Raw genomic sequence first — 13,033 nt, 5'->3', positions numbered from 1 at the left:
CCGTTGCCCACCCGGAATACAGCTCTCGCCGTTGGCCAAATACGCAGGTCGAAAAGTTCCATCCTCATCCCCAATATCCACATTCCAACCCACAACATCTTGCGTCGAGTCCATCGCGCTCAACGAGCCCTTGACGGGTGGGGCCGAGTCGATTCTTATGGGGGACGCGCTCGCGTTTTGGGCGCAACCGGTGAGTCCTTGCCGGTCTGATCGAGCGGATCTTCCTGCGTTTCTGGGCATTGCGCCGCCCCTTGGGCGGCCGCCCTGCCGTGCGCGTTTTCTGCTCCGGACTACTGGTAGAAATGTGTGAGTTAAACTATATTTAGTGTTTACGAGCGACCCTGACCGCTACATGAAGGGCTACTACCACGAATGGTAATCTTCGACGGCGGGGTACGCGGAGTGCGTGCGATGTCCGTCGAGGATGGGTTGAGAGGCTTTCCGATACGAGGGCGGGAGGGTCTCTGGGGCATGTCGCGGCATGAAAGCCGCGGCTAGGGAAAATGGGCGGGGCGCGCAATGAGGGCCGTTGGACAGACGGCGGGCGCTCGCTAGATTTGGATGTGAAGGACTGACCCATGCGCATAGAGCGGCATTTCACCAAGTCCGGCCAGTCGCCGTACGCGGAGATCGAATTCCGCAAGGCGACCAGCGAAATCAAGAACCCAGACGGGTCGATCGTCTTCCGTCTGGCTGACATTGATGTTCCCGCGCAGTTCTCCCAGGTCGCTGCCGACATCCTGGCCCAAAAATATTTCCGCAAGGCCGGTGTGCCGGCCCGCCTGAAGAAGGTCGAGGAGAATAACGTCCCTTCCTTCCTCTGGCGCTCCGTGGCCGATGAGGCGGAACTCGCCAAGCTGCTGGAGAGCGAGCGTTACGGCTCCGAGCTTGATGCCCGCCAGGTGTTCGACCGGCTCGCCGGCACCTGGACCTACTGGGGCTGGAAGGGCGGCTACTTCGCCTCCGAGGAAGACGCTCTCGCCTTCCGCGACGAGGTCGCCTACATGCTCGCCACCCAGCGCGTGGCTCCGAACTCGCCGCAGTGGTTCAACACCGGCCTACACTGGGCCTATGGCATCGACGGACCCGGTCAGGGCCACTTCTATGTAGACCCCTTCACCGGCAAGCTGACCAAGTCCAAGTCGGCCTACGAGCACCCGCAGCCGCATGCCTGCTTCATTCAGGGCGTCGGCGACGACCTCGTCAACGAGGGCGGGATCATGGACCTGTGGGTGCGCGAGGCGCGCCTGTTCAAGTACGGCTCGGGCACGGGCTCCAACTTCTCGATGCTGCGCGGCGAAGGCGAGCGCCTGTCGGGCGGCGGAAAATCCTCCGGCCTGATGAGCTTCCTCAAGATCGGCGACCGCGCCGCGGGCGCGATCAAGTCGGGCGGCACGACGCGCCGCGCCGCCAAGATGGTGGTTGTCGATGCCGATCACCCCGACATCGAGGCCTATATCGACTGGAAGGTGACGGAGGAGCAGAAGGTCGCCTCGCTGGTGACCGGCTCCAAGATCGTCAAGAAGCACCTCGCGGCCATCATGAAGGCTTGCGTGAACTGCGAGGGCAGCGACGACGACTGCTTCGATCCCTCGATCAATACGGCGCTGAAGCGCGAGGTCCGGGCGGCCAAGAAGAGCGGCGTGCCGGAGAACTACATCAAGCGCGTCATCCAGTTCGCCAAGCAGGGTTACACCTCGCTTGAGTTCAAGACCTACGACACCGACTGGGATTCGGAGGCCTATCTCACCGTCTCCGGCCAGAACTCGAACAACTCGGTTTCCGTGAAGGACGATTTCCTTCGCGCGGTGGAGTCGGATCACGAGTGGAAGCTGATCCGCCGCACTGACGGAAAGCTGGCTAAGACGCTGAAGGCCCGCGAACTGTGGGAAAAGATCGGCTACGCCGCCTGGGCGTCCGCCGATCCAGGCCTGCACTTCAACACTACGATGAACGATTGGCACACCTGCGCCTCCGCAGGTGCGATCCGGGCGTCCAATCCGTGCTCGGAGTACATGTTCCTCGACGACACGGCCTGCAACCTCGCTTCGATCAACCTGCTGCCGTATCGCCGCGCGGACGGCACGATCGACATCGCCGCTTACGAGCACACGGTCCGGCTGTGGACCATCGTGCTCGAGATCTCGGTGATGATGGCGCAGTTCCCGTCGAAGGAGATCGCAAAACTCTCCTACGAGTACCGCACGCTCGGCCTCGGCTACGCCAATATCGGCGGCCTGCTGATGACCTCCGGCATCCCCTATGACTCGGACGAGGGCCGCGCCATCTGCGCCGCGCTCACCGCGATCATGACCGGCATGGCCTACGCCACGTCGGCCGAGATGGCGGCCGAACTCGGTGCCTTCCCCGACTACGACCGCAATGCCGTCCACATGCTGCGCGTCATGCGCAACCATCGCCGTGCGGCTTACGGCGAGAAGGACGGCTACGAAAAACTTTCGGTCAACCCGGTGCCGCTCGTCCATGCCGACCTCAAGCAGACGGAGCTCGGCGAGCACGCGAAGGCCGCCTGGGACCGCGCCATCGAACTCGGCGACGAACACGGCTATCGCAACGCCCAGGCGACCGTGATCGCGCCCACCGGCACGATCGGGCTGGTCATGGACTGCGACACCACCGGCATCGAGCCCGACTTCGCGCTGGTGAAATTCAAGAAGCTCGCCGGCGGCGGCTACTTCAAGATCATCAACCGCGCCGTGCCGGAGGCGCTGCGCACGCTCGGCTACTCGGAATCGCAGATCGCCGAGATCGAGGCCTATGCGGTCGGCCACGGCAACCTGAACCAGGCGCCCGGCATCAATCCCGGCACGCTCAAGGCGAAGGGTTTTACCGACGAGAAGATTGATGCGCTGAACGCTGCGCTGAAGTCTGCCTTCGACATCAAGTTCGCATTCAACCAGTGGACGCTTGGCGCGGACTGGGTGAAGCAGACGTTCGGCTTCACCGACGAGCAACTCGCCGACTTCAGCTTCGAGATGCTGCCGGCGCTGGGCTTCTCCAGGAAGGAGATCGAGGCCGCCAACATCCACGTCTGCGGTTCGATGACGCTGGAGGGTGCGCCCTTCCTCAAGGCCGAGCACCTGCCGGTGTTCGACTGCGCCAATCCCTGCGGCAAGATCGGCAAGCGCTATCTCTCGGTCGAGAGCCACATCCGCATGATGGCGGCCGCCCAGCCCTTCATCTCCGGCGCCATCTCCAAGACGATCAACATGCCGAACGAGGCGACCGTCGAGGACGCCAAGAACGCATACATGCTGTCCTGGAAACTGGCGCTGAAGGCCAACGCCCTCTACCGCGACGGCTCAAAACTGTCGCAGCCGCTCAACGCCTCTCTGATTGCCGACGAGGAGGAGGACGAGGAGGAAGCCGCCGAGGCGCTGGCCGCGATGCCGGCCGCGCAGAAGGCCGTGCAGGTCACCGAGAAGATCGTCGAACGGGTGGTGGAACGTCTCTACCGCGACCGCGAAAAACTGGCGAACCGCCGCCAGGGCTATACCCAGAAGGCGGTCGTCGGCGGCCACAAGATCTATCTGCGGACCGGCGAGTTCGGGGACGGCCGCCTCGGCGAGATCTTCATCGACATGAGCAAGGAAGGCGCCGCCTTCCGCGCGATGATGAACAGTTTCGCCATCGCCATCTCAATTGGCCTGCAATATGGCGTGCCGTTGGAAGAGTATGTGGAGGCTTTCACCTTCACGAAGTTCGAGCCGGCCGGCGTAGTGATCGGCAATGACGCGATCAAAAACGCCACTTCGATCCTCGACTATGTGTTCCGCGAACTCGCCGTCTCCTATCTCGGCCGGCACGACCTCGCCCATGTCGACCAGTCCGATTTCACCAACACCTCGCTGGGCAAGGGCATTCAGGAGGGCAAGACCAATCTCCACTCGACCGGCTGGACACGCGGCCACAAGCCGACCCTGGTCGCCGGGATGGGTAGCGAGCCGAAGGGTTTTGCCGGTGGCGCCGGCGCTGGCGGAGCCGCTCCGTCCGGGACGGGGTCCCCTGCCCCGGCCCGCACCGCGACGACCGCCTGGACCGGCTCCAACGTTCGGGCGATCGGCTCGGCCCAGAGCGCCTCGGCCCTGAAGCCGGTGGTCTCGGATCTCGCGGAAGAGGCGACCGCCTTCAAGCGCGACTACGAGGAGCGGGCGGCGGAGTTCGCCGAGGAGGTCGAGGAGGACAGCCCGCCGGACCTGTTCGACCAGCCGTCGGCGACGACTGCCCTATTCTCCGACAAGGCGGCCGCCGACGCGGCCTCGGCCAAGACGGAGGCCAAGGCACTCGCCGCCGAACGCCGCCAGCAGGCGCTGATGCAGGGTTACACCGGCAACATGTGCTCGGAGTGCCAGAATTTCACGATGGTGAGAAATGGCACATGCGAAAAGTGTGATACGTGCGGAGCGACGAGCGGGTGTAGCTGAGGGAACTTTTGGAGGAATGGTCGGACACCCAAAGTTGGGTACTTGAAAGCCAATGTTGTGTACTTGGACGCAGATTCCGCGGGGAGATGGGACGGAACGACACCTGCGAGCTTTGACAGAGCCGTGGAAGCACATCTCGTCGCAAGCTTCTGGCACGACCTCTGACCCTGACGCGTCACTGAATCTCGCTCAACGTCAAGGTAGACTGCTCATCCGACACAGGAAGTCTGCTCACCCCCGGTAGCAAGCCGGACAATGCAATACCCCGGGCGCTTCGGCGCCCGGAATTACGAAAGGGAACGAATCGGAAACAGCTGCAAGGCAGGAGGTCGAAACCATGGCCAAATGCCGATCAGATCAGAGAGAGGGACTACCCGCTTCATGACTGCCTATCTGACATTCTTCCCCCTTGGGAACGCTGACACGACGCTGATCCGCCTCGCGAACGACGACCTGGTCCTGATGGACTACGCGGACATGCGTGTAGCGGATGACCCGACCGACAAACGCATCGACTTGCCGAAGGCCCTTCGCGACGAACTTGACGACGCGGGGCGCGACTCGTTCCGGGTCGTGGCCTTCACCCATCTTGACGACGACCACATCTGTGGCGCTCGGGACTTTTTCTGGTTCGATCACGCTCGAATCCTGCAGGGCGACGACCGCGTGAAAATCGATGAGCTTTGGGTCCCGGCGGCAGCGATTACTGAGACAAACCTCACAGGGGATGCGTGGACCATCCGCGCGGAAGCCCGCCACCGTCTGAAGGAAGGTTATGGCATCAAGGTCTTCTCGCGCCCGGAAAACCTCGCCGAGTACCTAGCCGAATGGGACCTCACCGTTGAGGATCGAGCGGACTGTATCGTCAACGCCGGAGAACTCGTCCCCGGCTTCTCGAAGTGGGATGCCCGCCAAGCGGAGTTCTTCGTCCACAGCCCGTTTGCGTGGCGCACCGACGATGGTCTCGAAGATCGCAACGAATGCTCGATCGTGGTGCAAATGACGGCGCGCGAGGGGCTGAGCGAAAGCTACGCTCTTCTTGGCGCCGACATTGACTACGAGTCGCTTTCCCAGATCGTCAGGACATCAAAGAGGCATGGGAACGAGGACCGTCTCAGGTGGGACGTGCTCAAGCTCTTCCATCATTGCTCGTACAAGTCGCTGTCGCCCGAGAAGGGCGAAGACATCACCGACCCGGTAGAAGACGTCAAATGGCTCTTCGAGGAGCTTGCCCGGGAGCGGGAGATCATCGTCTCGCCGAGCTGGCCTATCCCGGCGAAGGGAACGCCAGAGGACAGGGACAAGCAGCCCCCGCACCGACAGGCCGCGAACTACTACAAGAAGATCATCCGGGACTCGAACGGGCAGTTCAAGGTCACGATGGAAACGCCGACGCAATCCAAGCCGAAGCCGATCAAGCTGAAAAACCTCGGCGGCGGGGGTAGCAGTGGTAATGACGGCCGCCCCGACGGTCGCCAGCGTGGCATCCGCATCCACGACACGCGCGGGCTGACGCATGTGGCAGCCGGAAACGAGCGAGCCGATCAACCCGGATGAGCTCGCCGTCCCTCTTGCCTGCGCATTCGCGATGCATGTCGCGAAGGCATGCTCGGACTTCGCTCGCGTGGTCGAATGCCGCAGGCAGCCCGAGAATGGGGTCGAGATCGTCACTTTCGAGATCGACATCGGCGTGCCGCAGCGCCCGGTCTATGCGATCAATGCCACGGAGGTGGTTTCGGTCTGCTTCGTGCCCGGCAATAGTGCTCCTCCCCTGATCGCAGTCGGGCGGCCGGACTTTCCAGACACTCCGCACCAGAACCTCGTACCGGAAGGGTTCCCGAGCGTTCTGTGCGTGGACGATCGGCCATGGCAAGACATCCGCGGCGGCTATACCGCCTCGGAACTCATGGCCCGAATCCAGGTGTGGTTCACGAAGGCCTGCGAAGGCGAACTTCACGGAGACGACCAACCGTTCGATCCCTTCTTCCTCTACGACGGGACCCACGAAATCATCGTTTCGCAGGATGCGGCCAAGGCGATGAACGCGAAGGGCAAACTGAGCATTTGGGCCGCCGCCCAGCCGCCGCGTTTCCTGATCGTAACCAGCGCGCGCGAAGGAACGGGCGCTAACGGACAGCTGCACTTGCATGTCCTGCATGTCGATGTCGCGCCGGAGGCGATGAGGCGGATGCGCAAGGCTCCTAGAACGCTAGGCCAGCTCGCAGGGCTGTTGGCGGAAAGGAACGCTGACCTCATCGCGCCGCTGAAGCAGTCGATCCTTGAATGGCTCGCTACCGGCAAGACGGACGAGGATGTGACCTGGCTGACCTGCATCCTAGTGCGCCTGCCACAGATACACCCGCACACCGGAGAAATCGGTGCGGCTAGGCCTATGGCCTTTCTGTGCGCCGACAGTCCGGGCAGGATTGGCGAAGCGCTGGGCGTTCTGAGTAGGAACGGCTCGGACGCAGCGCAGGCGGTCCGCTACCTGCCGATGATATCCCCCGAGATCACTGCGGACGGGCTGGATGGCTTTCCCATTCAGATCGCGCCCGTTCACCTGGAGACGGATGGGGCAGGTGCATCGGACCTTGCCGGAAGGCGGACCGACCTCCGCGAGCTGGTAATGATCGGCGCCGGCTCACTTGGCTCCCATTTAGCCGAGTACCTGTCCCGGGAGGGACTGTTCCGCTGGACAGTGGTCGATGATGACGTCTTGCTGCCCCACAACGTCGCGCGCCACACGCTGGCGAGGGTCCATTTCGGACAGGGAAAGGCTCGTAACATCGCATCGCGCCTGGATCTCATCCGCTGCGACACTGCCCCCCGCGCAATCGAAGAAAACGTCTTGGACGTTAAGCCAAGCGACACGCTCGTCCAGGCGCTTCAACGAGCTGACATCATCATCGACGCTTCAGCCTCCGTTCCTGTGTCCCGGTGGCTGTCAGACCGCCCGGATCAAGCGCGTCGGATGTGCGCCTTCTTCACGCCAGACGGGCGTTCGGCCGTTTTGATGGCAGAAGCGGCAGACAGATCGGTGACCCTGCGGGACCTCGAGTCGGCATACCTTCGGGAGATCCTTGCGAACCCGACGCTCAAGGATCATCTCCGCCCGGGCCAGCAGCTGAGATACACGGGGGCGTGCCGTGCCCTCACCAACCAGATTCCAGCCTCGTCCATCGCCGTGCTGTCGGGCCTCCTGGCAGCGGGCGTCGCTGAAGCCTCGGGCGACGATGCCGCCGCGCTGCGTTTCTGGACGATGCGGGAGGATGGCAGCATCGATTGCGCGAACGCTCCTACCTCGGCGATCAAGATTTCCACCTCCGGCTGGACCGTCACTCTCCCGGCAGCGCTGCGCGACGATCTTGTTGCAAGGCGCGAGGGAGCCTTGCCGAGCGAGACGGGCGGTCCGCTTGTCGGCGTGATCGACTACGAGGCCAAACATCTCGCCGCGATTCACGCGCTCGCCACGCCCCCTGACAGCGCCGGGACTCGCGCGCACTTCATCCGCGGCACACGAGGGCTGCAACGCCTCATCGAGGAGGCGCAGAGCCGATCCGGCGGTCAGGTGCGTTACATTGGTGAGTGGCATTCGCATCCGCCGGGGGCATCGGCATCACCCAGTTCCACCGACATCAATCAGATCTATCAGCTATCTTTGGTGTTGGACCTGGACGGGCTTCCCGCGCTGTCACTGATCGTCGGCGAGCAAGGAATGGCAATGCTCGTCGGCAAGGTGGTCTGATGGGCGGAGGTGCTCTCCCCGGTTCTACGCGGCTTGGCCTCGCTCTTTCGGGCGGAGGCTTTCGCGCGGCTGTGTTCCACCTTGGGGTTCTCAGGTACCTGGCTGAGGAGAAGCTCCTGGAACAGGTGACGCAGATTTCGACAGTGTCTGGGGGCACCCTGCTCACTGGCGCAGTCTTCTCCGCCGCCGGCGGTAAGTGGCCGTCCTCCTCCGAGTTCCTGCAAAGCGTCTATCCGTCAATCAGAGACATGCTCGTGTCGGAGGACCTCTTCAGCTTCCGAGCGCTCGGACCCGGCGGCATTCTGCGCCAGAACACTCGCATCCTTTTCCGTCGCGCAAACGTACTTGCTTGGCTCATCCGCAAGCGTTGGTGCATCTCCCTAAGGCTCTCGGACCTCCCCAAGAATCCAGTCTGGCACATCAACACCACCTGCCTTGAGACCGGGAAGAACTGGCGCTTCACCCGCGATTCCATGGGTGACTGGCAGTTCGGCCGTCACTATTCACCTGACGTTGCTCTGGCGGACGCGATGGCGGCCTCGGCAGCCGTGCCATATGCCATAGGTGCCCTCAAGCTAGCGTTGCCGAAGAATGGCTGGTGGCAGACCGATCCTGCGACCAAGACTCCCACGCGCAAAGTGGAACCGCGACATGCGAGCGTCCGTCTCTGGGACGGGGGCGCGTACGAGAACATGGCGCTGGAGCCTCTCTATAAACCCGTGGAAGGCCTCCAAAACTGCGATTTTCTGATGTGCAGCGATGCGTCCGCTCCTCTGGCCGCACCTTCTGGAATCCTGAGGAGCCTGCTCGACGGAAAGCTGGCATCGCCACGTCTGTTCGATATCGCGAGCGATCAGATAAGATCTCTACGTTCGCGCATGCTGATGAAGTCCATCACTCAGGGGGAGATAAATGGCTCCCTGTTTAGGCTCGGCACCCCCGCTCGCGACTTTGAAAAGGCAAGCGGCAATCTGCCCGGGCTAACCGACGAGGAGTGCGCATTCTGCCTAAACTATCCCACCAATCTGACCAAGGTCGCGCCCGACCATTTCGACCTGATGGCTCAACACGGACAGGATGTCGCCCGCATGACGACACGCACATTCGAAAACGCTATCCGTGACGGATCGGCCTCGACGCCAGCACCTTGATCGGGCGTGGATCGAATCGGCCGTTCGTCGCTGCCAACCTCGATCACTTTCAGCAATACAATCTGTAAACCCGGATGAATGTAGTCGTCGCAAGAGCTTAGTGCCGAGAGCATTTGTGATGGAAGAGATACTGTGAACGACGAACAGCCTCATCTAACTTTTTTCATGGACGATTTCGGAACTCGTACCATGTGCAAGCCCGGTGACTCCCTACCTATGGAGGCTCATATATTCAGCTTTGGCCTCGGTGGGATAATCGTTCCTTCGGAGGCGGTCCAGGAGCTGTCTGATGCGACAATTGAGTTTTGCAAGCGCTGGGATGTACCGCAACTGCACGGGAATAAGATTCGAACAGGAAAGGGCAAATTCGGTTTCTTGAAAAAAGACGAGGAACGGAAGAACCGCTTCTTCGAAGAGCTGGACGCCCTGATCATCGAAAAGCGCATTACAGCCCATGCTTGCGTGATCTGCCGCCCGGGCTATCGCGACCGATATTACGAGAAGCACGCCGAAGGTTCGCGATGGGAGATGAGCCGGACGGCCTTCGACATCGCAGTCGAGCGTGCGGCCAAATACGCGAGGCTCGTCGGCCGGAAACTCTCCATTGCCTACGAGCGCACCGGGGCGACCGAAGACCGCCTAATCGAGAACTATTTCCAGGGACTTCTCAAAAACGGAACTGGCTTTGATGCGACAAACTCATCGAAGCATAGCCCTTTGACGACAGATGAGCTGACGGAGACGCTTCTGACCATATGGCCAGACGGGAAAAGCAACCCCATGCTGCAATTGGCCGATCTCGTGCTACACCCCCTCGGTCACCGCCCAACTGGCTTACAAAATCGAGCGCATGACCGTTTGTCAGATGCAGGGCAAATCATCGACTTGAGAAGCAACGGCGACGAGACGATCGCTGTTAAGTACTCCTGCTATGATGATCCCTACAAGGTATGGGTGAACCCCAGAAACACATAAGGGACCCGAAGGTCCCTTAAGGCGGTCGGCGTAAAGCCTGACCCCGTGGCAAAGCCATGAACATTAGTTAGAGCATCGCCTTAGATTTTGCAAGAGTTTTTGGATCATCAGAATTGTGACCCGCCGCTTGAGACGAAGCGCGCGGCACAACGTCGTTCTGCCCAGTAATCCCGGCGCTGCCTGCCGCTCAATCCGATGCGATCAATATCCGATGAGCCGAAGCTACAGTGCCTGAGAACCTTGTGCTCGCTTGCATCAGTGCCTTAACCGCGGCGACTGCCACTGACAAGACCGATCCCTGCTTGATCCCGCAGGCTTCAGATGCCTAAGTTACCTTTGGGGAAGCGGGGGATTAGCGGTCTGGAACCGAATGCTGCGACCATCGACGAACTGAAGACTCGCGTCAACAGGCTATACGTGTATTGCGTGCTGACGGGTTTCGGGGCGGCATCTCTCATCGCTGTTGCAGCGGCTCACTACCTACTCGACCAACCCAGTATCACCTCCCTCGGCTTGGCTCTGGTGGGCAGCTTGATCGCTGTGGGCCTCCTTCTTGCACACAGATGGGCCAGTCGACCGATCGAGAAGCACGAGGCTCGCCAGGCGGCGCTGACGGAAGCGTTCAGGGATATCCGATATTCCTGTTCTGACCGGGTTGAGGAGCTGTTCCAGAGTTCCCCGGCTGCCCGTGCTGACAGGCTGATCACGGAAAGCCTGCACAAAATTACGGATATCCGGGAAAGCGTGGCCGCGCGTTGGGAGCAGGCCTACGCGGGCATGTCATGGTGGGGGAAGGCGACCAGCGAGCCACCGGACCTATCAGGCATGGACAAGAAGATTGCCGAGCTGGAGAAGGCGAAGCAGCGGCTGGCCGCCACCGGGGAGTTGCAGAAGGCGCGGGCGTTATTCAATAACTTGGAGGAGCGCAGCAGGCGTCGCATCGATGCTTCGGAACTTGCCGCTCTGAAATCGGTGCCGCAGTCACATCTGGAGCCATAGGACGAAAAGTCGATTGCTAAGAATGCGCTCCTGTTTTCCGCAATGTCGCTGCCAGTTTCTGCCTGGGGCGATCTCAGCCGCGCAGGCAACATTTACGATACCCTGCGTGAGGTGAACGGGAACTACGCGGGGATGTCCGATTTCGACATCTGGCTGAACACGCTGATCTTGCCGGGGGAAAGCCTTGCCGGTCTCGTCTCCCTGACGAAGGGCGCCTATTTCGAGAAGCTGGTCGAAGCAGATTTCGGCGGCGAGCGCTTTGAGCACTTCAACCATCCTGACACGGACATCGTCATTGATGGTTTAGCGTATCAGCTGAAAGCAACCGACAGCGCAAGCTATGTGGAGAGCGTCGCTGACGGAATTCCCGTCATCGCCACGACAGAGGTTGCCCAGATTACAGGCGCAATAGACGGCGGTTACAGCAACGAGGAAATCGAAGGCTCCGTTGAGTTGGCCCTTGGCGGCACCGTCGTGGATTTTCAGGACACAGCCGTAGACGCTCTCCTAACTGGCGTTGGTGGGCTGGGACTTCTTGCGACCCTAAGGGGCATCAATCATGCCTTCGCCAAGCATCAGGAAGGGAGGGACGGATTCGAAGCCGTACTGGAGGGGGCTGGAGTTGCGGTCGCTGGAACGGCAAAGGGTTTAGTCGACACCGCAGAACTCGGCTACAAAGCCATCACCTCCAAGCCTAGCCGCTTCGTCGGTCGGACACTCCTCAAAGTGGCAGGTGCGGTTGACCGGAAGCTGTTTGGCGGGTGAACCTGTCCGCCCCAAGGCGGGCGGTCCGTTGATGATGGTGGTCAGCAGGCCAGACGCGAATCCAGTCCGGTGCATTCCCTCGCGGCTCATCTGGCCCATCTCCGGCAAACCATCGATATCGATCCGATCATTTGCTCGAGCTAGTGTCTTTCCTGCAGCCGTTTTGGCCCCGCCGAAGTTCTGGTGCACGGGTGAACGCCTCATATCTTGGTCATTCTCCCACCGTGCGCGCCGTCTGCCTCATATGTTGGTCATTCACCCGGCCTCTGCCTCATATGCGACGCAGACGGCGGGCACGGCTTCCCAGCTTAATCAAACGACAACCTGGCGCCGCTACGTCAAATCCGATGCCCTACACCACCTACGCCATCGGTGACGTCCACGGCCGTGCCGACCTGCTTGGGACTCTCCTTGATGCCATCGCCCGCGTGCTTTTCCTCGGGGACATCGTCGACAGGGGACCGTCGCGCCGGCAGTCGATGGATATGGTCTGCGACACCTTAGAACGATGGCCGCGGTCCCTGCTAATGCGTGGCAACCACGATGCCTACTTCTGCGACATAATTCCGCTCAGAACCTCAGATTGCCCTGCTGAATGAGGTCCCTGCGCAGCCGCATTCCAGGCCCCGACACGCCGTCATCGGGGACGAACGTCACGCCGGCCTTCTCGAAGGCATCCTGCAAGCGTCGGCGCGTTTCCAGCGTGACCGTCTCGTCGTTGCGTTCGATGCGCAGGATGGTGCGCTGCCCCACGCCGGAGAGCTTGGCCAGTTCGCGCTGGCCGATGTTGAGGGCGACACGCGCAGCCCGCAAGAGTTCGCTGGGGACATCCATGCCCCATTCCTAGCCGTCGCCTCTCCGGCACTCCAGATCGCGCCAGCGGTAATCCAGAGGCGTCTGCATGCGCGGCGTCGGTGACGCCGATAACGGCCCGGTGGACGCCGATCGTTGGG

At 61.5% G+C, this 13,033-nt stretch carries 9 protein-coding genes; 8 read left to right on the top strand and 1 reads right to left on the bottom strand.

The features are described 5' to 3' along the window. Positions 1–578 precede the first annotated feature (578 nt). The 8 genes from HUI96_RS26745 (at position 579) to HUI96_RS26710 (ending at position 12,679) form a co-directional block, all read left to right on the top strand. Positions 579–4,445 (top strand): vitamin B12-dependent ribonucleotide reductase, encoded by a 3,867-nt coding sequence (locus HUI96_RS26745; RefSeq protein WP_188257757.1) that lies wholly within the window; start codon positions 579–581, stop codon positions 4,443–4,445. A 381-nt stretch (positions 4,446–4,826) separates the two neighbouring features. Further along, positions 4,827–6,002, top strand: a complete 1,176-nt coding sequence (locus HUI96_RS26740; protein ID WP_237684402.1) for a hypothetical protein — start codon at positions 4,827–4,829, stop codon at positions 6,000–6,002. Continuing rightward, complete coding sequence (locus tag HUI96_RS26735) at positions 5,962–8,190, top strand: ThiF family adenylyltransferase (protein ID WP_188257756.1); 2,229 nt, start codon at positions 5,962–5,964, stop codon at positions 8,188–8,190. Before HUI96_RS26740 ends, HUI96_RS26735 begins: the two co-directional genes overlap by 41 nt. Further along, complete coding sequence (locus HUI96_RS26730) at positions 8,190–9,341, top strand: patatin-like phospholipase family protein (RefSeq protein ID WP_188257755.1); 1,152 nt, start codon at positions 8,190–8,192, stop codon at positions 9,339–9,341. The genes HUI96_RS26735 and HUI96_RS26730 overlap by 1 nt, the downstream gene beginning before the upstream one ends. 132 nt (positions 9,342–9,473) lie before the next feature. Continuing rightward, positions 9,474–10,316: a DUF3800 domain-containing protein gene (locus tag HUI96_RS26725; protein WP_337918654.1), complete on the top strand. Its 843-nt coding sequence runs from the start codon at positions 9,474–9,476 to the stop codon at positions 10,314–10,316. Positions 10,317–10,637: 321 nt separating this feature from the next. After that, positions 10,638–11,315, top strand: a complete 678-nt coding sequence (locus tag HUI96_RS26720; RefSeq protein ID WP_188257754.1) for a hypothetical protein — start codon at positions 10,638–10,640, stop codon at positions 11,313–11,315. Between the two features lie 42 nt (positions 11,316–11,357). Then, entirely contained in the window at positions 11,358–12,080 is a 723-nt protein-coding gene (locus HUI96_RS26715) for a hypothetical protein (protein WP_188257753.1), read from the top strand. A 275-nt stretch (positions 12,081–12,355) separates the two neighbouring features. Next, complete coding sequence (locus tag HUI96_RS26710; protein ID WP_337918653.1) at positions 12,356–12,679, top strand: metallophosphoesterase; 324 nt, start codon at positions 12,356–12,358, stop codon at positions 12,677–12,679. Here the strand turns inward: HUI96_RS26710 and HUI96_RS26705 are convergent. After that, entirely contained in the window at positions 12,651–12,914 is a 264-nt protein-coding gene (locus HUI96_RS26705) for a helix-turn-helix domain-containing protein (protein ID WP_188257751.1), read from the bottom strand. The two genes, HUI96_RS26710 and HUI96_RS26705, sit on opposite strands and share 29 nt — an antisense overlap. Positions 12,915–13,033: the final 119 nt, after the last annotated feature.

It is taken from the genome of Pseudaminobacter soli (ex Zhang et al. 2022) (assembly GCF_014595955.1).
In the GTDB taxonomy this organism is placed as follows: Bacteria; Pseudomonadota; Alphaproteobacteria; order Rhizobiales; family Rhizobiaceae; genus Kumtagia; species Kumtagia pseudosoli.
The sequence above is the reverse complement of the archived record's forward strand: the minus strand, read 5'-3'. Positions and strand labels throughout refer to the sequence as shown.

Coding starts and splice junctions, on each gene's coding strand:
- HUI96_RS26745 (WP_188257757.1), top strand. CDS start 579: ATGCGCATAGAGCGGCATTTCACCAAGTCCGGCCAGTCGCCGTACGCG.
- HUI96_RS26740 (WP_237684402.1), top strand. CDS start 4,827: ATGACTGCCTATCTGACATTCTTCCCCCTTGGGAACGCTGACACGACG.
- HUI96_RS26735 (WP_188257756.1), top strand. CDS start 5,962: ATGTGGCAGCCGGAAACGAGCGAGCCGATCAACCCGGATGAGCTCGCC.
- HUI96_RS26730 (WP_188257755.1), top strand. CDS start 8,190: ATGGGCGGAGGTGCTCTCCCCGGTTCTACGCGGCTTGGCCTCGCTCTT.
- HUI96_RS26720 (WP_188257754.1), top strand. CDS start 10,638: ATGCCTAAGTTACCTTTGGGGAAGCGGGGGATTAGCGGTCTGGAACCG.
- HUI96_RS26715 (WP_188257753.1), top strand. CDS start 11,358: ATGTCGCTGCCAGTTTCTGCCTGGGGCGATCTCAGCCGCGCAGGCAAC.
- HUI96_RS26710 (WP_337918653.1), top strand. CDS start 12,356: ATGCGACGCAGACGGCGGGCACGGCTTCCCAGCTTAATCAAACGACAA.
- HUI96_RS26705 (WP_188257751.1), bottom strand. CDS start 12,914: ATGGATGTCCCCAGCGAACTCTTGCGGGCTGCGCGTGTCGCCCTCAAC.